Genomic DNA, 21202 nt, shown 5'->3' with positions numbered 1-21202 from the left:
CGCGCCCCGGAGCGGTCGAGAAGGGGGCCCGGCTGGACGGCCGGGTGGAAGGCGGGGCAGGCCGGCGCCGGCCCGCCCCGGTCGTGGCGTCAGCGGCGCCGGCCGCGGCGGGCCCTGGGCGTCTTCAGCTCCTCGAAGCGCGGCAGGTCACCGTCGAGCACGCGCTGCCAGGCCCGGCGGTACAGCCCGGCCGCGCTCTCGGCGGGCAGCAGCACGCCCAGCGCGGTGCTGCCGCCGCCGAGCAGCGGGAGCTTCCAGGTCTCCAGCGGCAGGTGCGGGCCGCGCTGCTCGGTCCAGCCGCCGGGCAGGAAGAGCGTCCGCCCGGCCCGGGTGCGGGTGGCCCGCACGACCAGGTCGCTCGCCGCGAGCTCGGCCCGGGCGGCCTTGAGCCGGGCCGGCCGCCAGCCGGTCCAGCGGGCGGTGTTGCGGTCGGTCGGGTCGGGCATGGCCAGCAGCATCAGGTAGAGCGCGGCGGCGTCCGCGCCGAGCCCGTGCCGCTCGGAGGCGTCCGCGACCAGGTCGGGCACCGAACGCGACGGGTCCTGCGGCCACCAGGTGCCGTCCGGGCCGCGCTCGCCGGCCACCGGGTCGCCCGGGTCGCCGAGCAGTGCCTCGTAGCCGGGCGACCTGACCGCCTCGAGGGCGGCCTCGGCCGGGAAGGGCTCGGCCGCGTTCTCCCGCAGCGCGGGCAGGTACGGGTCCTCGCCGGCCGGACCCAGCAGGGCCGTGCGGATGGCGGGGGCGGGCCGGCTGTCATGGGTGGCCATGACGATCGCGCCGTACCGCTCGTAGCCCTCGCCGACCTCGCTCGGCGCGCCGGCCACCTTGCGGAAGTGCGGCAGGCTGACGTACCGGCCCAGGTCGAGCATCAGCCCGGGACGGGCGAGCCGGGCGCGGACGGCGGCCAGCGTGACGGGCAGTGAGGCGCGCAGCGGATCGCCCGCGGGCAGTCGGTGGGCGAGCCAACCGGCCATCGCCACCGCGCCGACCAGGCTGGCGGCGGTGAACCCGGTGCGCGACTCCACCGGCACCGCCCGGTCGCCGCGGACCGTCCAGTCCAGGTCCTCGGTCAGCTCCGGGGCGGCGGCCGGGTCCAGCACCGCGGTCAGCGCCGAGCGGGCCGGCCAGGAGGTGCGGACCGCGCGGACGGCCTCCGCCAGCAGCGCCTCCGGGACGGCGGTCCGGCGGCCCACCCGCTCGTTCCACACCCGCGCGGCCGCGGCCACGTCCGGGCCCTCGGTCCACAGCAGCGCCGCCTCGGCCGGCAGCAGCGCGGCGAGCAGCGTGCGACGGGTCTCGGCGTCGAGGTCGCGCAGCTCGTCCCGGGCGACGGCCGCGTCCGCGACCTTGAGCCCGAGCAGGGCCCGGGTCTGCGGCGGCAGGAAGTTGCGCTCCCGCCCGTCGACGTGCGGCATACCGGCGACCACCAGCGCGGCCATGGTGCCGGTGACGCCGGTGAGTTCGGCGAAGCGCGCGGCGGCCCGGGGGAACCACGGCGCCGGCTCGCGCCCGGCCGCGTACGCCAGCAGCGCGGCCGCCCGGTCGTCCGGCCCGGCGCCGGTGAGTGGTGCGCTGGACAGCAGGCTGTACAGCGCGGGCACCGTGAACTGCCCGGCCGGGTCGTGGAAGAGCGCGTGGGACTCGGTGTCGCCGTTGGCCGCCACCGTCCCGTCGAGGAACAGCAGGAACGCGCCGCCGCCGAGCGGCAGCAGCATGGTGCGGTCGCCGCGCCGTACCGTGCCGTCGCGGGCGGTGAGGTGACGGCCCGCCACCCGCAGCCGGACGCTGCGCCAGCGGGCGGTGCCCGCCGTACTGGTGAGCCCCAGCCCGGCCAGCACCTCGAACAGGCCCCGCAGTGCGGCCCGGGCCTCGGGCACGGTCGTGGCCGACACCGCCCGCAGCGCGGTCGCCTCGGGCAGCGCGGGCAGCAGCCGCCAGGAGACGCACTCGTGGGGCGGGTTGGTCGCGTCCAGGTGCACCGTGCCGGCCGGTGCGGCCTCGGTGGCGAGGTCGGCGGCGCGGGCGAGGAAGTGCAGCTGCCCGGCCGCCGAGCGGCTCTGCCGCCCGTAGTGCCAGGGGAGGACGCCGAGGCCGGCCAGCGCCGGACGCAACTGGACGTCGTCGGGGCCGGGCGCCTCCGCCTCGGGTGCGGCCCCGCCGGAGAGCTCCAGCTCCAGGCGCCGGGAGACGGCGGTCAGCTGCTCCCGGGGGCCGAGGGCGAAGCGCGCCACGCCGGCGATGCCGGCCACCAGGGCGTCCGCGGTGACCTGTGGCAGCAGCGCGCGGACCCGGGCGATCAGCTCCTCGGGGCGCCGCGGGTCGGTTTCGGCGGCGGCCTCGAGCAGGGCGGTGGCCGTCTCGCCGTCCAGCTGCCGCAGCGCCGCGGAGCCCTGCGGGTCGCGCGGCCGCAGGTGGTGCCAGTAGCGCAGTGGCGGCAGGATCAGCGTGCCCTCGGCGAACGCGCCGGGGACGCCGTCGGTGCGGGCGGTGGTGGTGGTCACGCCGTCCGGGTCGACCAGCCGGATGCCGTAGACGCCGTCCTGGACGACCGCGTGCGGCCGGTCCGCGCCGGGGAACTGCACGATCGCCAGCGGCCGGTTCTGGTGCGCGGGCAGGGTGACGCCGCGTCCACCGAGGTCCTCGACGCGCTTGGAGCCGTCGGGCAGCACGACCGTGCGCCAGCCGAGGACGCCGTCCACCGGCACGCCGGCCGGGGAGGGCACGGCGTCCGGCGCCGGCCTCACCCAGCCGCTCCCGAACGTGCTGCCCGCCGGGGCGTCGTGCAGCGCGTCGGCGAGGAAGGCCGGCAGGGACGCGCGGCCGACCGTGTCGGTCGCCGGGTCGTACTCCCTCCAGGTGTACGACCGCGAGCTGCCGTCCGAGTCGGCCCAGACCCAGTACGCACGGCCGTCGCCGATGACGCTGCGCTCGGCGGGCAGGGCGGTGTCCCCCACGTGCACGATGCCGTGGCCACCGGTGCGGCCGCCGCCGGGCAGCGGCAGGCCGTGGGTGGTCATCGAGCCCAGCCACGTCGTGCGGGTGCCGCGCCGGGCGGTGCCCTCCGGCATGGTGAACACCTGGTCGGCCGCGGTGTGCCAGTAGCCGAGGCAGCGTTGGGCGTTGGCCCGCGACCGCCACTGGACGAGCAGCGAGCCGTCCACGTAGTGGTAGCCGGCCTCGACCGCGTCGCCGGCGGGTATCCGCAGGTCGTGGGTGAGCACCGGGCCGTCGGCGCCGAGCACCCGGACCTGCGAGGGGCCGGCCGCGATCAGCTCCGGCCAGGCGTCCGCGACGACGATCTCGTCGACGTCCTTGCGGGGTACGAGCTCACCGGCGGCCGCCTCCCAGGCCGGCCAGGACAGCTCGTCGAGCAGGCCCGCCCGCAGCGTGCGCGTCATCACCTGCGCCACGTCGATGGCGGCCGCGGCCCGGACCTGCTCCTCGGCGAGCACCAGGACCTCGCCGGGCACCCAACCGAGCGTGCGGAACGCGCCCGTGCACTCGGGCAGGCCCGCGGCGAAGGACCGGCGGGCCACCTCGGCCATCCACTCGGCGAGCATCGGCCGGCCGCCGGGCGAGCGGGCGAGCGTCGCCAGGGCGTGCTTCCCCGCCGCGTCGTCGGAGAGCCGGTTGACGCCCCGCCCGAACGCGGGCCGGAACCGCGGATCGGCCTCCAACGCCACCAGGTCGCGCCGCTCCTCCTCCAGCGCCCACTGCTCCAACCGCAGCCCGGCGTTCGAGCCCGGGTCGGCGACCGGCACGCCCAGGGCGAGCAGTTGGTCCAGCAGGTCGACATCGGCCTCGGTGAAAGCCACCGCGCTGCCGGCCGCCTCGTGCTCGGCGCGCAGCCGCTCGGCCATCCGCTCGACGAGCGGGTGGAGCGCGGGGATACGGGCGCGGCCACCCCAACGGTTGCCGCGCCAGGCGAGGAAACGCTCGAACCAGCCGGCGGTGCCGTCGGCGGGACGCTCCTGCCGCGGCAGCGTCTCGTCCCACAGGCCCGCCAACGCCCCGGACTCCTCCAGGACCTCCAGCCAGAAGGCCGGCAGGTCCGCCTCGTGGGAGGACGGCATCAGCTCGAGCAGGCGGCCGCGCACGGCCGCATCGTGCCGGGCCAGCGTCACCAGGGCCGCGCGGTGGCGCTGCCACCAGCCGGCCGCGGCGCGCAGCGTGGCGGGCAGGGCGAGAAGCTCGGTGAGGTAGTCGCCCTCGGCGCTCCCCACGTCGGCTCCGGCGGCGCGGGCCAGGCGGCGCAGATCAGTGGCCATCACGGCGGACGGCTCCAGACCGCCCGCGGTGCGACGCACGCACAGCCGGCGGAACCGCTCGAACGCCTCCTCGGCCGGCACCCGTGCGCTCAGCTCCTTGGCGTACCCGGAGAGCACCTTGACGGGCAGTGCGCCGGCCAGGGCGAACTCGAGGAAGACCGCGTCGAGCCGCTGTTCGTCCAGCGCGAGGCCGTGCTGGGCCTCGGCCTTGCGGGCCCGGGTGAACATCTGTGCGGCGAACTGGGCGTTCTCGACGCCGAGGAACACCCGGCCGGCCTGCTCGTAGAAGGTCGGCAGGAAGTGCGGCACGGCGGCGGCCAGCCGCTCGGCGATCGCCTGGTAGGCCTCCAGGGCGGCCTTCGGCTTCGAGGCGGCCTGCCGCGCGACGCGCTCCAGCTCCGGCAGGATGCCCAGGGCGTGGTGGCCGTCCTCCGGATGGTGGGCGAGCACCCACTCGGGGAAGCCCAGGGCCTGGCGCAGTCCGAGGCCGACCTCGACCGGTTCGGCGTCCGGCCGCAGGCCGAGGAAGCCGGCCACCTGGTCCTCGGCGGCGCCCAGCTCGGCTGGCACGAGGCGCACCACGACCCGTCCTTCCAGGCCGGGGTGGCGGTAGGTGCGGGCGGTCAGCGGGACGGCGCGCTCGCCGCCGCCCTTCGTCCCCGGTGCCAGCACGGCGCCGGCCCGCAGCAGCTGCGCGGCCCGATCCTCGGTCATCGTCGTTCCCATCCCGGTGTCCTTGCACTCGCTCATGCGCTCTTGCTCTCCTCGACCGTGCGGCCCGCGTACAGCGCGGCGGCCATGCGTATCCCCTCCGACCAGGCGACCGGGCCGACCTCACGCAGGGTCAGCAGTCGGCCCTCGCCGTCCCGCCAGCTCAGCGGGCCGGTCCGCGCGTCACCGTCCCAGTACGGCTCGCCGATCCACACCGTCGGTTCGACCGTCCGCCCGCCGTCCCGGACCCGTGCCGTGGCGTGGCTGCCGGAGACGCGGTAGCCGAGCGAGGTGGCGCGGGCGGCCAGAGCGAACCGCGAGGAGAACCGTCCGCCGGCGAACTCCTTCGTCTCGGTGGCCTTCTCCGGCAGGTCCGCCGGCTTGTGCCAGGTCGCCCGGTGGATCTGGTCCACGCCCTGCACGACGCCGAGTTCGGCGGCGAACTCCCGCAGGTCGTCCAGGTCCTCCAGCAGCACGGGGTGCGGCAGCGTCACCACGGTGGGGCGGACGCGGACCGTCTCGCCGTCCAGGTTCACCAGCCGCAGTTCGCCGTCGACGGTCGCGTCGCGCAGGAGGCCCACCTCCTGCTCGCCCCCGTCCTCGCCCCCGCCGACGACCACCAGGTCACGCAGCGCGGCCTGCCAGGCCTCGTCCGGCCATACCCGGGCCAGCAGACCGGTCGGCACCGGCAGCGAGGACACCATCCAGGCGTCCACCTGCTCCCGGCAGGACACCGCGTGACGATCCAGCCAGGCCGCGAAGCGGCGCAGCCGGTCCGTCTCGGGATGCTCCCGCACCGCCTTCGGCAGGGACTTCAACTGCCTGCCGGCGGAGCGGCCGGCCGTCGACCGGGCCGTCACCCTGCCCTCCACCAAGGCGACCTCGTACCCGTCGCCCGCCGCCAGCCAACCCATAACGGCTCCCACCTCGTGCTCTACATGCCGTCAGAAAACGCGCAGCCCAAAGGGGTACGAACACCCTCCGTCTGCGGTGATGTCGGAAACCTAGCGGCCCCCACGGACAGCTCCGTCCCGCCGCCCGCTGCCAGGGGTCACCGGCAGGCCCGTGCGCCGCGTTGCCGGAGGTGCCCCCGGACCGGGACCGGACCGCGTCACCCGGAGTCGCCCGGGGTGCCCCGGGCCCGGCGCACATGCCTCGTCGCTGCACGTACCAGACCCGGGCGGCGCCACGGCTGGGCACCACGGGCCGGCCCGATGGTGTGTCGCATCTCACGTCACCGCAGCGGCACGGCCGGTTCCCGCGGGGTCGCGGACCTCCCCCGGCGCGGGCCGGACGGAGTCGTCGGGAGCGGGAAAGACCGAGCCGGTGGTCACCCCCGTGGGGCGACCACCGGCGAACGGTGCGGTTCTCGGACTTCAGCCGGGGAGCGGCTCAGGGCACCGTCACGCCCCGCAGGACGACCGGACCGAGAGTCGGGTCGAGCTCCTTGGCCTGGGAGACACCGGGCGGGGTGATCGTGTCCAGCACCTTCGGCACGGAGTTCGGGTCGACCGAGCAGATCGCCGCGGTGTCCCCGCTCGGGCACACGCCGAAGGTGTAGGGCTGCGCCGTCGCGGTGAACGCCCGTGCCTGGTCCGGGCTGTAGCCGTCCTGGCCGGTCAGCGCGAGGGTGAAGGTCCACCCGCTGGTCGGCGTGCCGAACGTCGACCGGGGCAGCGCGACGGTGATCGTGTCGTCGGCGGGCGAGGCGACCACGGCGGTCGGCGTGCCGATCCGGTTGCCACCCGCGTCGACCCACACCGGTGGGGCGAAGCCCTGCACCTCCAGGCGCTCGCTCCAGGCGTCGGCCGGTGCGATGGAGTAGTTGCGGGAGGCGTACGCCGGGGCCGTCGAGGTGGAGCCGGCGGCGGGGTCGTGCACGTAGACGTCGAGCAGTTGCAGGCCCATGGCGCTGCCGAACTCCGGGGTCAGCGACTTCAGCGTGGTGCGCAGGTAGACCGTGCCGCCATCGGTGATCACCTGGAAGCGTGTCAGGTCGAAGGAGCCCGGCACGAACGACGCGGCGGTCGGGTACTGGTAGCCGCCCGGCCCGTTGTCGTCGCCGGTCGGGTCGGCGACGTCGAGCACGGTCGTCCCGCCGACGACGTCGCCGAGCACCGAGGTCTGCGCGTAGCCGGTCGCGCCGGCGGCCGTGGTCGCGCCGACGGTGATCTCGTTCGTGCCGAACCCGGTGCCGACCCGGGCCGAGAACGCGCCGGTGGGACCGGCCTGCGTGGTCACCGTGGCCGCGGCCGCGCCCGTGGCGGTGTCGTCGGAGCCGACCACGACGGTCGCGCCCGGCGTGGTGGTGCCGGTGACCGTGGTCGTCGCGCCGGTGACGGTCGTGCCGCCGGTCGGTGCGGTCAGCGTGACGGAGGCTGCCGCCGGGGCCTGGTGGGTGACGTAGCGGGAGGTGGTGAGCGACGGCCGGTCGAGCGTCCGGTTGGCGCCCAGGTCCGTGATCAGGCGCAGTTCCTGTGCCTGCGCCCAGGTCAGTGGCGATGCCGAGCCGGCTGCCCGGCCGTCGGTGAAGCCGATGGACGCGGTGCTCGGGCCACTGCCGTAGGGGGACGCGGGCAGGTCGGGGTCCTCCCAGACCTGTTCCGGGACCAGGCCCACACCCGAAGCGGACCCGATCATGGAGGAGAGCAGCGCGGCGGCGGTCGCCTCGTCACCGGCGGCGATGGCGGACTCGGCGCGCTCCCCGGAGAGCACCGGCCACAGGTGCCCGGTTCCGGTGTCGGTGGTCGGCCAGGGCTGCCCCGCGGTCGAGCAGGGGATCTGGCTGTGGGAGGTGGAGCAGTCACCGTAGCCGTCCGCGCTGCCCGCGCTCGCGGCGTTGCCGTAGCGGTAGTAGCCGACACCGGAGGGGGTCCGCACCGCCAGCTGCCGGTCCAGCACGCCCAGCGAGTTGGTGAACACGGGGTCGCTCGGCGGGAGTTCACCGAGCCGGACCAGCTCCTGGAAACCCCCGTCGACGACCGTGCGCTGGTCCAGGGTCGGCCCGCCGTTGCCCAGGTTGTAGCTGATCGCGGCGTTCGGGTCACCGGTCTTCGACAGCCGGATGAAGTACGGGGACGTGCTGTCCGGGCCGCTCGAGGTGACGGTCCAGTCCTTGACGTCGCGTTGGAAGTCGTCCGCGGTGGCCTGGTAGAGCTGGGCGTCGGCGTGGTCGCCGTGCCGCTGGGCGATCGCCGAGGCAGCGGTCAGGCCCGCGATCTCGGCGGCGATGGTCGAGGGTGAGTACCCCGGCTGCTCCTCCCAGCGTTCGACGCCGTAGGACGGGCCGTGCGAGACCAGGAAGTCGGCGGCGGGCTTGATGTGCTGGGACCACAGCGCGTTGTCGGCGGTGAGGCCGCTGAGGTAGGCCATCAGGATCGGGTAGGCGGTCTCGTCGAGCTGGTCGCCACCCGTGTCCGGCGCGGGCTCTCCGTTGACCAGCGAGTTGCGTGGCAGCTCACCGGTGGGCAGCTGCTGCCGGTCGAACAGGAACAGCGTCGCCGCTCGGGCGGTGGCGGTGTCGCCGTCCGCCAGCAGGCCGGTGAACGCCTCGTACAGGTCGCGGCCGAACACCTCGCGGTAGGAGCCGTAGTAGACCGGCTTCCCGCCGACCAGGGTGCCCGCGTCCACGGCCTGGCCCCACGGGGAGGCCAGCGAGGCGACGATGGCACCCGGATACGTCTTGTCCTCACTGGACTTGATGACGTTGGCGTCGAGGTAGTAGGTCGAGCGGACGGTGGCGGCGGGGATGCCCGGCACCGACGCCGGCGGGCGCTTCAGCGTGTCGTCGTACGCCTGCCAGGTACCGGCGTAGGCGTCGCGCACGGCGGCGAACGGCGTGCGGAGGGACGCGGCTGCCGTGCGCACGGCCTGGGCCTGGGTCCGGCCGAAGCCGAGGGAGAGGGTGAAGTCCTGCCCGTGCCTGGGAGTGACGTCCTCGGTCGCGACGATGTGGCCGTTCGGCGCGGAGGCGCCCGGGGTCAGGGAGTGCACGGTGTCGAGGCTGGTGAGCCCGTCCCCGCTGGTGCCCGCGTAGCCGACGGCGGCCTTGCCCGCGGAGGTGGCGGTCAACGCCATGAAGGTCGGGACGGCGTAGCCGCGGTTGGCCGCCTCGGTCGTGGTGTTGGTGCTGTAGACGACCGGGGTTCCGGAGTTCGCGTCCACGACGCCGGTGTTCGCGCCCGCGTTGTCGGTGCCCCCTCCGCCGTCGCCGTTCACGTGGGCGTCGAGCCGCGCGTACACCCGCAGCGCGTGCACGTCGGTGGAGCTGCCCGGAAGCGCGCTGAGCCGGGTGTTCATCAGCACGGTGTCGCGCGCGGGGTCGGTGAGGTAGGTGGTCTGCAGCTGGAAGCCGTGCTTGGCGTCGGTGGAGGTGACCACGCAGGTCATGCCCGAGTCCTCGGCCCGCACGGTGTAGCTCATGTCGCGGGTCTGCGCGTCGGTGAAGGACGAGCCGTCGGTGACGAGGTACTGCAGTGTCCGCACGTCGGTGTTGTCGACGGTCGGCTCGTACACGTCGGACAGCACGCCGTCGGCGACGGTGTACCAGACCTTGGACGTGGTGTTGCGGGCGGTGCCCAGGCAGTCCTTGCGTGCCAGGTCGAAGGTGGAGGCGGTGCCCGGCCGTCCGGACGCGCCGCCGGTGCCGGCGCGGGCGGCCCCGGCACCGGTGGCGAGCAGCGCACAGACCATCGCCGAGGCGAGCGTCGCGGTGCGCCAAGAGGGTCGTGCCTGTCGGACCAGGGGTGATCTCGACGTCCCGCTCCCGGGATCGCCGCGCCGTAACCGTGCTGACGGCCGGGTCCGGGGTTGGGGCCGGGCGAGCGCCGGTACCGTCGCGGAGGCGCGACGCGGCGCACGTAGCTTGAACACCATGAGCTCCTGCGGGGCGTGGTGAACGGTGGGGCGGCGCTCCCTGGCCCCGGCAAGGGCGCGGCGACCGCCATGGCTTGACGGTGTGCAGTAATGTGGCAGCAAGCGCGGCTTAACCTAGTTGACACAGATGGCACCTGACTAGCCTTGAGCGACCACTTCTTGGCCGCATGTCGGCTGCGCCGCCAATCGCAGAAGTGGGCCAGGAGGCCAGCACGGTCCGTCCGACGGCCATCGAGCCGCGGCGGAGTGGTTTCGAGAAGTGAACTGAGTGACCCCGGGATGGCTCCTCCCCGCGAGGCCCATTGCCAGGACCCGAATGGAGCACGCCCCACGGGGAGCGGCCACTCGCGCCCGGGACCTCGGGGACCCGAGCGGACGAACACCGGGTGGCGGCGGGAAGTGACCTTCGTAGGCTGTTGACGTCAGCCAACGGGCCTGCTGTTCCGAAGCCCGGTCCCCTGTGCTCTCAAAGGAGAGATGCCATGACCGCTTCCGCTGCCTCCGGGGCCTCCCGACGTTCCGGGACCGATGTCGCCGGGTTCACGGCCTCGCCGCAGCTCACCCGGGCCCTGCAGCAGATCGTGGTCGACCTGGTCGAACTGCACCTCCAGGGGAAGCAGGCCCACTGGAACGTGGTCGGCCACAACTTCCGGGACCTGCACCTGCAACTGGACCAGGTCGTCGACGACGCCCGGGAGGCCGCCGACACCATCGCCGAGCGCATGCGTGCTCTCGGGAGCTGCCCGGACGGCCGTTCCGACACCGTGACGGCGACCACGACCCTGCCCGGGTTCCCGGAGGGTGAGCAGAGCGTGAGCGCCGTCGTCGACCTCGTCACCGCACGCCTGCGCGTCACCGTCGACACCCTGCGCACCCACCACGACCAGGTCGACAGCGAGGATCCCTCCACGGCCGACCTGCTGCACGGGATCATCAACTCCCTGGAGAAGCACGCCTGGATGGTCAGCGCGGAGAACCGATCCGTCTGAGGCGGGCCGCTGGTCCGCCCCCGGTGGAGGTCCGTGCGGTCCTCGGTGCCGGCGGCGCCGTTGCGGCGGTTCGTCGAGCCGTCCCGGGAACTACCGGCGCAGGGCGGGCAGTTCGGCCGCGAACTCGGTGAGCAGGGCGGCGAACTCCGCCGGCCTCTCCTCCTGCGGGGCGTGGCCCGAGCCGTCGATCAGCTGGACCGCGCCGCGCCACAGCCGCGGGAGTTCGAGCGAGCGCAGGTACGCCAGGTTGACCAGTTGTTCCTCGCTGCCGTGCAGGATGGCCAGGGGCTGCGGCATGGCGCGGGCAATCGCCAGCTCGTCCGCGAACGCGCCGGCCGCCAGGCTCGCCGCCAGCCCGGCGCGGGCGGCGGGGGCGGTGGCCAGGATGTCCTGTGCCGCCGCGTCGAGCGGCAACGCCGACCCCGGTGCGAGCTGACTCGCCGCATAGGCCCGTGCCTCGTCGGGGCCCACCTGTTCGCTGAATCCCACGCTCATCGCCGGGTGCGGCAGGAACGCCTCGCCCATCGCGGCCGGCGTCGACATCGGCGGCGTGCCGAACACCGCGAGCCCGGCCGCGTCGGGCAGGAGCGGTGCGGCTTCCAGAGCGATGTGACCGCCGAGGCTCCAGCCCACCAGCAGGGCGCCCGTGGCGCCCACGGCCCGGGCGAAGCCGGCCAGCGCCCCTGCGTAGAACGGAAGTGAGTAGGCGTCGGCGGTGGCGGCGCGGGCGGAGGCTCCGTGACCGGGAAGATCCAGCGCCAGGCAACGGAAGCGCTTCCCGAACGGGCCGTCCAGCAGCTGTTGCCAGGTCCGCGAGGAGGCGGAGTTGCCGTGCACCAGGACGACCTGTCCCTCCTCTCCACTGCTCTGCCGGTAGGCGATCTCCAGGCCGTTGACCTCGACCAGGCGCTGCTGGGTCACGTGTGGGTACCTTTCCAGGAGCCTTCGGGCGGTGCTGCCAACACATGATCAGGATTTCACGCGTCCGAACGGCTCGGCAAGATCGACAAGTCCCGGGCGGCGGCCGGCGCGGCGTACCGGCCGGGCCCGGACCGGGTCAGGTCCGCAGGGACGGCGCCGGTACGACCATCACGGGGCAGTGAGCGTGGTGCAGGACGCCCTGGCTGACCGAGCCCAGCAGCATCCCGGCGAACCCACCACGGCCGCGGGTGCCGACCACCAGCGCCAGCGCGTGGGCGGACGCCTCGGACAGCACGGCGACCGGGTGACCGAGCACCACCTCGTGCGTCAACTCCACCTCGGGATAGGCCTCCAGCCGCCCGGCCGTCGCCTCCGCGAGCACCCGCCGGTACTCCTGCTCGGCGGCGTGCCGCCGCTCCGCCGTCGCCCGTCGCTCCGGCTGCCAGGCGAGGACCGCCCGCAACCCGGCCCCACGCCGCGCCGCCACGTCGAACGCGTGGTCCACGGCGAACTGCGCGCCCGGACTGCCGTCCACCCCGACGACCAGGTACGGCGGGTTCTGGGTGGCGTGCTCCGGATCACGCACCACGACCACCGGACACCTGGCGTGGGCGATCAGCGCGACGGCCGCCGACCCTGCGGAGAAGAGTTCCCGGACCGGGGTGAGCCGACGCGACCCCAGCACGACCTGGGCCGCGTCCTCCGCCTGGTCCCGCAGCACCTCGATCGGGTCCCCGTCCAACTGCCGGACCTCCACCGGCACACGGGGGCACCGCCCGGCGACGAACTGTGCCGCCTCGGCGAGCACCTGCTCCCCCGCCAGGTGGTCGAGCCGGTCCTGCTCGATCATGTCGGCGGCGGCCAGCGGCCAGGCGACGTCCCGGGTCATCAGCCGGGACGCCAGGACCAGACGCAGCGGCAGATCGCGGCGGTCCGCCTCGTCGGCGGCCCAGGCGAGCACCATCCGACTGGGGTTGTCGGGATCGACGCCGACCACGACCGGTGGAAGGCCCTCGGGGGTCATGACCCGCCCCCGCCGTTCCCGGCCACGTCCGAGCCCCCGTCGCGCGTTCGACCCGGGCCCGAGTCGCCCATGCTCGCTCTCATCACGGTCTCCTTGCTTCGAAGGTCCTCAGCTGCTCTTCAGGTCTGTGACCACGCGTTCCGCTGCCCGTTCGGGGACGACCGGGTCGGCCGGCACGCGGCCCCTGACGTGCTCGTTGCACGCTCCGTGTCGGGACCGGTCGTTCCGGGTCATGACTCCTCCTCCGGCATCCGCCGCGCCGATCCCGCCGCCCGGGGGATCGTCGACCGGTTGCCGTCTCCTGCCAGCATCCCTCCCCCCGAGCTCGCCGGCACGGGGTCCGTGCCCGCCCGTGGCCGGTTCGCGCTGGTGAGCGGGCCGGACCGGCGGGCCGGCAGGTCCTGGCATCAACCGTGCCCCGGCTCGCAGGGAGCGGGGCTGAGGTGGCTCTGGAGCCGCGCGTGGCGGAACTGGTAGACGGCTCCGACCTGCCGCAGCACCCCTCGGTGGTACGCGTCGTCGAGGAAGGCGACCGTCGCCCAGGGCAGCCGTCCGGTCAGGGGCAGCCAGATGCGGGTGAAGAGCACCCACTGGCCCCAGGCGGTCAACGCGAGGGCGTAGCAGACGGCGCCGGCGAGGCCGGCAGTGACGCCGACCATGAGCCCGGAGAGCTGGTGCCAGCTGAGTGGGCCCAGCCAGCCCTGGAAGAGGTCCGTGATCAGTGGGCCGCCGACGGTGATCGCGATGGTGAGCATCGGCATGAAGAGCAGGGCCTGGCGGATCACCGTGCCGCGGTTGATCGCCAGCAGGTCTGCCGGGGTGGCGGCGGAGCCGAGATCGAGGGGTGACTCCAGGGCGGCCATGAGCCCGAGCACCAGCCCTCCCGCCACGCCGAAGAGGAGCCCGAACAGGAACGTGTTGACCAGCATTCCCTCGATCGCCGTCGCGTCGATCCGCAGCCTCCCGTGGAGCAGGGCCTGCCCCACCATGAGCGCGGGTCCGTAGCTGGCTCCCACCACGAATCCGCCCAGGAGTCCGGCGGAGACCGAGATGCGGACCCTGCGGAAGGACGCGCCGCCGGTCCGTCGGCCACCGCCTGGCAGTCGTGGCTGCACGCAGGACGGCTCGAACGCCCTTTCGCCGAACACGACCATGATCCCGTAGATCAGCCCGAAGGCGAGGCCGACCGTCGGGCCGAACAGGAACGCGTCCGAAAGACCGGAACGCAGCACGAACGGCCCGCCGTGATCGCCGATCAGGTTCACGACCGAGGAGACGAGCCAGTCGGACACGGCCGTGACCAGGGAGCAGGCGAGGACGACGGCGAGGAGGCGCGAGAACAGACTCAGCGAGCCGGACAGTTGCCACCACGCCAGGTCCTGGCGGTCGCGCTGCTCGGGCCGGTCGAGGTGACCGGCGAGGTAGCCCAGGTAGTGCCGGGCGCGCTGCGGGTCCCACGCGCGGTGCGGGCGCGGGCCACCGGCGCTCGGCGGGGTCGGGGGTCGCCGACGGTAGACGGTCGGTACGAAGCCGGCCAGCAGGTGTTCCTCGAGGGCTTCCGGTGTCGGGAAGCGAGCGGTGTCCAGCAGGACGGCCGCGTCCTGTCCCGGGGTGTCGCTGTAGAGGGTCCGGGCGAGCAGGACCATCAGCGGGGTGCTCAGCACCGTGGCGAGGTTGGTGCTGGACCGACTGGTCGGCTGGCCGCGCAGCCCGTCCAGGACGGGATCCCACACGGTCGCGACGCGTCCGGCCCGCTCCCCCGGCGCGGTCGGGCGCGCGGTGCGCGGCAGGTAGTGGAGCAGGTCGTCCGTGGTCAGGTCGGTCAGTTCGATGCCGGCGGCCTTCCGGAGCACGTCGATCGCGGCGGCGTCGGCGAACTGCTCGGTGCGGCTGGTCAGCAGCAGGGGCAGGGATATCGCGTTGAGTTCCCGCAGGGCGGCCCCGTGGAGCCCCTTGGCGATCTCGTCGAAGCCGTCGAGCACCGGCAGGATCCAGCCGGCGTCGACCAGGGCGGCCGCCAGGGAGAGGCGACCGGGGGCACGCGCGGCGAGGTTCGGATGGTCGCGCAGCAGCCGCTCGATGAGCCAGTCGCGCAGCGCGGTGACGGTCGGGTCCCACGATCCGATGCTGAAGACGACCGGCACGGGATCGCCGCCGGAGCGGGTGCCCAGGTAGTCGAGGACGAACCGCAGCATCAGGACGGTCTTGCCGGAACCGGCCCGGCCGAGCACCACCAGCCGCCCGGACCCGACACGCCGGTACACCTCGGTGACCTCGGCCAGCCCGCCGTCCAGGGACAGCGGGCTCGCGGTGGCCCCCGGAGGGGCACCGCTGATGTTGTCCCAGTGGTCCAACAGACCGGCAGGCGCCGACCGCCACCGCACGGGCAGCGGGAACGGGTCGTGGATCCGGCGCTGCTCCTCCTCACGTATCCAGCGGCTGTGCACGTCGCGCGCCAACGACTCGGCGACCTCGGCCAGAGCGCCCCTGGGTGGCGGCGCGGCGAGCCTGACCGGCTCGGGCACCGGCCCCGTCGACGGGTCGGGCGTCTCGGAAGCGTCCCCGACGGGGACAGGGCCGGAGCCTGCGGCCGCGGCGCCCTTGTCGTGGTGCGCGGCCAGCAGGCCCTGGAAGACGTCGTCGCGATCGCGCCCCAGGGCGTCGGCCAGGGCGTGGGCGACCTGCTTCACCGTTCCCATCCGGGCGTCGGTGGGCTTGCCGGTCTCCAGCCGGTGAATGGTCCGCACGCCCAGTCGGGACCCCTCGGCCAACTGCTCCTGCGTCAGCCCCGCCTCGAGCCGCAGCCCACGGAGCAGGGGACCGAACTGGCTGCTCACTTCGACGCCCTCGCTCCGGTCAAGCTTCTTCCGCTTACGTTCGGATCACTGTACTGGGGTGTCGGCCATATCTGGCCGGTCCGTGGCCGGTCCGTGGCCTGGCGCTCTGACCAGCCAGAACGCCAACATGATCATCAGCTGCCAGGACCGACAGCACACAGCAGGACGCTGACGGGCGAGCGGCCGGCTCGCGGAGGCCGAAGGACGAACTTCCGCCGGGGGAACCCGCTCTGACCCAGGAAAGTTGACTCGCATGTCCAGACCGAACCTGAACCCGAACAAGCCCGTCCGTCGCCGCGAGGACGCGCCCAGCGGCCTCGTCGAGCGGCACCCGCGCCACTGGCGGGGTGACAACGTCATGACGAACACCGTCGGCGACGGCGGCGGCAACGGGATCGTCCCGGTCCCCGCCGCCGACTGACCAGGGATCGGGCCACCGGTCATGGCCGGGTGACCGGCTGACCGGACCGCCGGACCGGGCCACCGAGCCCCGAACCGGCAACCGCACACGGTCGGCTTGACCGCACGAGGGGAGGGCCAAGCCGACCGTAGTCGCGACCGGGGACGGGCGTGCCGTCGCGCCGGCACCGTGCTCCGGTCGCCCGCCGGCGCGCCGCCCGGTCCCTCAGCCGGCCTCCGGCCGCAGCTCCACGCCCGCGCGGCGGGCCTGTTCCAGCACCAGGACCGCGTAGTCCTGCTCGGTGTAGCCGGCGCCCACCGCCGAGGCCACCAGTTGGGTGGCCTGCGCGGCGATCGGCATCGGGACCTCCAGTCGGCGCGCCTCGGCGAGGCCCAGCTCGAGGTCCTTGCGCAGCAGCGGCGGCGTGAACGTCGGCGTGAAGTCCAGGTTCACCAGCGTGTCCCGCTTGGACCTGGTGAACCCCGACCCCATCACCGAGTCGTTCAGGAAGTCCAGGAAGGCGGCCCGGCTCACCCCGCCCTTCTCCGCCAGGACCAGCACCTCCGCCAGCCCCTGCATGCTGATCCCGAGCAGCACGTTGTGGCAGATCTTCACCAGTCGCGCCGCCTCGCCCTCCCCCACCCAGGTCGCCGCGCGTCCGAGCGCCGCCAGCACCGGCCGCACCCGCTCGAGCGCCTCGCGCGGTCCCGAGACGGCCAGGCTGGCCGTCCCCGCCGCGACCGCGTGCGGGTTGCCGCTCACCGGTGCGGCCAGGAAGTGGCAGCCGCGTTCCCCCGCCATGGCGCGGACCTCGGCGGACGCCTCGGACGAGACCGTGGAGCAGTCGACCAGCACCCCCGGCACGGCGTCCTGGGCGAGCACGCCGGCCGCCCCGCCGACCACCTCCAGCAGGTCGGACGAGGCCGAGACCATGGTGAACACGATGTCGTGCCCGGCCAGGTCGGCCGGCCGGTCCGCGACCGCGGCGCCGAACTCCACCAGCGCCTCCGCCTTGGCGCGGGTCCGGTTGTACACGGTCACCGGGTGGCCGGCCGCCAGCAGCCGGCGCACCATCGCGCCGCCCATCCGGCCGGCGCCGATCCAGCCGATCCGCGCGCTGCCGTCCAACGTGCTCGCCGTGCCCGTCGTGTCGCTCATCGTGCTCCCTCTCAGGTCTGTCAGGCTCTTCTGACGCTACTTCGACTCTGCCGGGGCCCGAACCATCGTGTCCAACGATGATTGTCGATCCACTCGATCGCGTCATGCGATAGTTGACGCCGTGGAACTCAGACAGCTGGAGTACTTCCTCGCGGTCGCCGAGGAGCGGAGCTTCTCGCGCGGCGCCCGCCGGGTCCACATCGTCCAGTCGGCCGTCTCCGCCGCCATCGCCCGCCTGGAACGCGACCTGGACGTCGACCTCTTCGACCGTACGGGTCGCCGCATCGCCCTCACCCCTGCGGGTGAAGCGCTGCTCCCGCAGGCCCGGGCCACCCTGGAGGCCGCGCGGCGGGCCCGGGACAGCGTGGCCGCCGTGCGCGGGGCGCTGAACGGCAACGTGGTGATGGGCACGCCGCTGACCACCGGGCCGCTGGACCTGCCGGCCGTGCTGGGACGCTTCCACGCCGCGCACCCGGGCGTGGCGCTGCAACTGCGCCCGCCGGGGGCCGGGTCGGTCGGGCACCTGGCGGCGGTGGCGGACGGCGTGCTCGACCTGGCGCTGGTCTCGCTGCCCGATCCCGGACACCCCGGCGTGGAGTTGGACCCGCTGCTGGTGGAGCCGCTGCTGCTGGTCTGCCGGGCGGACCACGCGCTCGCCACGCGGGTCCCCGGGGCGGGGGCGGCGCTCGACGCGCTGGCAGGCGAGCCGTTCATCGACTTCGCGCCGGGCTGGGGCAGTCGGGCGGCCACCGACCGGGCGTTCGCGGCGGCCCGCCTGCGCCGGCGGGTGGCGTTCGAGGTCGCGGACTACGGGACGGCGGCCGGGTTGATAGAGCACCGCTTCGGCGTCGCGCTGATGCCCGCGACGGCGGCCCGGCGCACCGGGCTGCACACCGTGCCGGTGGCCGACCCGCTGCTCACCTGGACGCTCTCGCTGGCCCGGCGCGCCCCCTCACGCACCTCGCCGGCGGCGCTCGCCCTGGCGGCGGCGATCCGGGCCGAGGTCCGCCGAGAGCCTGCCTGACCGTCCGCGGCGCGCCGGTGCGCCGGGCCGGAGTACTGCGCCTCCAGCGACGTCTGGCCGGAGACGTAGAACGACAACGCGTCCGGCCCGTGCTCGGCCAGGATCGCCCGCAACCGCCCGGCGACGGCGGTGATCGCCGCGTCCACGTCCGTCTCCGCGGGTGCTGCGCCGCGCTCGGCCCGTCGGTGTGCGCGACCACCGGGCGGTGTCGGCGCGTTCACGTGAACGGGGGCCGCACACCTGCCCGGGGAGTGCCGCGACTCCGACACCCCGTCACCGCGGCGTGCCGACCGGGGCTCGCGGTGCGGCTGCCCGGTGCCGTCGGGTCGGACGACGCCGGCAGCCGTTCCTCGTCCGCCCGTTCGAGATGGCGGACAAAGACTGGGCGCTTCAAACCTGGTGTTCGTGAACGTTCACCCGATCGGGTGCAGACGACACTCGGGGGCGTCCGGGGTCGTGTCACCCCGCCTACCGTTGAGCGACGAGCTGGAGGGGGGCGCGCAGCGGAGCTCCCTCTCTCACCGTACGGGGCGACGACCCCTCACAACGTGCAGTCCTTCACAGAGGGAGGCCCTCCCATGTCCGTGGACACCAGGCCGGAGAGCGTGCGGATCGCGACGGTGCGGTCATGAACCGTACGGTCCTGGAGCAGATCCTCAGTGGCCCCAGCGGCCTGGGTACGGCAGGCCTGAACCTGGCGCGGCGCGAGGCACCTCCGAAGGCGGGCGACCCCGTCCCGGGCCTGTACCACCACCCGGTGCCCGAGCCCGATCCCGAGCGCGTGGCGGACGTCAGCCACCGGATCAAGACCTGGGCCCTGGAGGAGGTGCAGCTCTACCCGCCGGACTGGGAGGACCAGTTCGACGGCTTCGCGCTGGGCCGCTACATGGTCGCGTGCCATCCCGACGCACCCGACACCGACCACCTGATGATCGCCACCCGGCTGATGGCCGCCGAGAACGCGGTGGACGACTGCTACTGCGAGGACCACGGAGGCTCGCCCATCGGTCTCGGTGAACGCCTCCTGCTGGCGCACACCGCCCTCGACCCGCTGCACACGGTGCGGGAGTACCAACCGGCCTGGGAGGAGTCGCTCCACGCGGACGCCCCTCGGCGGGCGTACCGCTCGGCCATGGACTACCTCACGCGTGCGGCCACCCCCTCCCAGGCCGACCGCTTCCGGCACGACATGGCCCGCCTGCACCTGGGATACCTCGCCGAGGCCGCCTGGGCCCAGGCGGACCACGTCCCCGAGGTGTGGGAGTACCTGGCGATGCGCCAGTTCAACAACTTCCGTCCCTGCCCGACCATCACGGACACCGTCGGTGGCTACGAACTGCCCGCGGACCTCCACGCCCTGCCGGCCACGCAGCGCGTCATCGCGCTCGCCTCCAACGCCACCACGATCGTCAACGACCTGTACTCCTACACCAAGGAGCTGGCCAGTCCCGGCCGGCACCTGAACCTCCCCGTGGTGATCGCCGAGCGCGAGGAACGCGGAGACCGCGACGCATATCTGAAGGCGGTCGAGATCCACAACGACCTCATGCACGACTTCGAGGCCGAGGCCACCGCCCTGGCCGCCTCCTGCCCGGTCCCGACCCTGCTCCGCTTCCTGCGCGGCGTGGCCGCGTGGGTCGACGGTAACCACTACTGGCACCGGACCAACACCTACCGCTACAGCCTGCCCGATTTCTGGTAAGCAAGGAGCTGATCAATGACCACGATCGACATCACCCCGACAGGCAGCACCGCCGCCATCCCCGGTCCCGCGACGCCCTACCAGGGAGACATCGCCCGCTACTGGGACCACGAGGCTCGGCCGGTGAACCTGCGCCTCGGCGACGTCGACGGCCTCTACCACCACCACTACGGGATCGGGGACGTCGACCAGGCCGCGGTGGGAGCGCCGGGGGACAGCGAGCACGAGAAGAGGGTGATCGCCGAACTGCACCGGCTGGAGTCCGCGCAGGCCGACCTGCTGCTGGACCACCTGGGCGACATCCCCCGCGATGCCACGCTGGTGGACGCCGGATGCGGTCGCGGCGGCTCCATGGTCATGGCCCACCAGCGCTTCGGGTGCAAGGTCGAGGGCGTCACCCTGTCGGCCAAGCAGGCCGACTTCGCCAACCAGCGGGTCCGCGAGCTCGGCATCGAGGAGTCCGTCCGCACCCGGGTCTGCAACATGCTCGCCACCCCCTTCGGGACCGGAGAGGTCGCGGCTTCCTGGAACAACGAGTCCAGCATGTACGTCGACCTGCACGACCTCTTCGCCGAACACGCCCGCGTCCTGGCCGTCGGAGGCCGCTACGTCACCATCACCGGTTGCTGGAACCCCATCTACGGGCAGCCGTCGAAGTGGGTGTCCCAGATCAACGCGCACTTCGAGTGCAACATCCACTCCCGCCGGGAGTACCTGCGCGCCATGGCGGACAACCGCCTCGTGCCGCAGGCCGTCATCGACCTGACACCCGCCACCCTGCCGTACTGGGAGCTGCGCGCCACCTCCTCCCTCGTCACGGGAATCGAGGAGGCGTTCATCTCCTCCTACAAGGACGGTTCCTTCCAGTACGTCCTGATCGCGGCCGACCGGGTCTGACCGGACCCTCCGCTCGGCTGCCGCACGCCGCACCTCGCGGGCGTGCCGGCGATCTCGTGCAAGTGCCTTGGATCTGTCGGACGCCGAGCCGGTCCTCGAAGAGAGGTGAGGACCGGCTCGGCGTCCTTCCTCTTCCCGCGTGCGGCGACGGCCCATCGAGCTACACACCGTCAGCCCTTCCCCTTCACAACCGCCCCCGCCGCGCCGCCCGCACCCACGCCTGGAAGCGGGTCGTCGCGCCGAGCCGTGAGCGGCGCGGCGACCCGCCGCACCACCGGCCGGGTCCTGCGCACGGCCGGGAGCACCGTTCGCGACCGTTCCGGTGACGAACGCCCCAGCTTGGTGCGCCCCGTCACTGGTGTGGGCCGCGAATATGATGGGCAGTGAAGATCCGTG

Annotated in this window: 11 protein-coding genes and 1 pseudogene; 5 read left to right on the top strand and 7 right to left on the bottom strand. The window is 73.9% G+C overall.

Annotated elements, in window-relative coordinates; all coding sequences use genetic code 11:
• Positions 1 to 89: 89 nt before the first annotated feature.
• The 3 genes from ACIGXM_RS15295 to ACIGXM_RS15285 form a co-directional block, all read right to left on the bottom strand.
• A complete protein-coding gene (locus ACIGXM_RS15295; RefSeq protein ID WP_396560886.1) occupies positions 90 to 5018 on the bottom strand; it encodes a DNA-binding protein in 4929 nt (1642 codons plus the stop codon).
• On the bottom strand, positions 5015 to 5893 hold the full coding sequence (locus ACIGXM_RS15290; protein WP_396560884.1) for a DUF4132 domain-containing protein: 879 nt from the start codon (positions 5891 to 5893) through the stop codon (positions 5015 to 5017). The genes ACIGXM_RS15295 and ACIGXM_RS15290 overlap by 4 nt, the downstream gene beginning before the upstream one ends.
• A 478-nt stretch (positions 5894 to 6371) precedes the next feature.
• A complete protein-coding gene (locus ACIGXM_RS15285; RefSeq protein ID WP_396560882.1) occupies positions 6372 to 9671 on the bottom strand; it encodes a glucodextranase DOMON-like domain-containing protein in 3300 nt (1099 codons plus the stop codon).
• Positions 9672 to 10336: 665 nt separating this feature from the next.
• Here ACIGXM_RS15285 and ACIGXM_RS15280 point away from each other — a divergent pair.
• Positions 10337 to 10843: a Dps family protein gene (locus ACIGXM_RS15280; RefSeq protein ID WP_396560880.1), complete on the top strand. Its 507-nt coding sequence runs from the start codon at positions 10337 to 10339 to the stop codon at positions 10841 to 10843.
• A gap of 90 nt (positions 10844 to 10933) precedes the next feature.
• Here the strand turns inward: ACIGXM_RS15280 and ACIGXM_RS15275 are convergent, their stop codons facing one another.
• The 3 genes from ACIGXM_RS15275 to ACIGXM_RS15265 all read right to left on the bottom strand — a co-directional run bounded on the left by ACIGXM_RS15275 (position 10934) and on the right by ACIGXM_RS15265 (position 15625).
• A complete protein-coding gene (locus ACIGXM_RS15275; RefSeq protein ID WP_396560879.1) occupies positions 10934 to 11764 on the bottom strand; it encodes an alpha/beta fold hydrolase in 831 nt (276 codons plus the stop codon).
• A gap of 136 nt (positions 11765 to 11900) precedes the next feature.
• A complete protein-coding gene (locus tag ACIGXM_RS15270; protein ID WP_396560877.1) occupies positions 11901 to 12788 on the bottom strand; it encodes a universal stress protein in 888 nt (295 codons plus the stop codon).
• A gap of 407 nt (positions 12789 to 13195) precedes the next feature.
• Complete coding sequence (locus tag ACIGXM_RS15265; protein ID WP_396560875.1) at positions 13196 to 15625, bottom strand: helix-turn-helix domain-containing protein; 2430 nt, start codon at positions 15623 to 15625, stop codon at positions 13196 to 13198.
• Between the two features lie 253 nt (positions 15626 to 15878).
• Here ACIGXM_RS15265 and ACIGXM_RS15260 point away from each other — a divergent pair, with 253 nt between their 5' ends.
• A complete protein-coding gene (locus ACIGXM_RS15260; protein WP_396560874.1) occupies positions 15879 to 16046 on the top strand; it encodes a hypothetical protein in 168 nt (55 codons plus the stop codon).
• 204 nt (positions 16047 to 16250) lie between these two features.
• Here ACIGXM_RS15260 and ACIGXM_RS15255 read toward each other — a convergent pair whose 3' ends face one another.
• A complete protein-coding gene (locus ACIGXM_RS15255) occupies positions 16251 to 17183 on the bottom strand; it encodes an NAD(P)-dependent oxidoreductase (protein ID WP_396560872.1) in 933 nt (310 codons plus the stop codon).
• 121 nt (positions 17184 to 17304) lie between these two features.
• Between ACIGXM_RS15255 and ACIGXM_RS15250 the strand changes: the two genes are divergently transcribed.
• The 3 genes and pseudogenes from ACIGXM_RS15250 (at position 17305) to ACIGXM_RS15240 (ending at position 20806) form a co-directional block, all read left to right on the top strand.
• Entirely contained in the window at positions 17305 to 18207 is a 903-nt protein-coding gene (locus tag ACIGXM_RS15250) for a LysR family transcriptional regulator (RefSeq protein WP_396560870.1), read from the top strand.
• Positions 18208 to 18850: 643 nt separating this feature from the next.
• Positions 18851 to 19909: pseudogene (locus ACIGXM_RS15245) on the top strand (family 2 encapsulin nanocompartment cargo protein terpene cyclase); the annotation flags it as partial.
• A gap of 15 nt (positions 19910 to 19924) precedes the next feature.
• A complete protein-coding gene (locus ACIGXM_RS15240) occupies positions 19925 to 20806 on the top strand; it encodes a geranyl diphosphate 2-C-methyltransferase (RefSeq protein WP_396560868.1) in 882 nt (293 codons plus the stop codon).
• Positions 20807 to 21202: the final 396 nt, after the last annotated feature.

The organism is Kitasatospora sp. NPDC052896, assembly GCF_044547075.1.
In the GTDB taxonomy this organism is placed as follows: Bacteria; Actinomycetota; Actinomycetes; order Streptomycetales; family Streptomycetaceae; genus Kitasatospora.
Note: the sequence above shows the minus strand (reverse complement) of the source record. Positions and strands in the feature narration are given on the sequence as shown.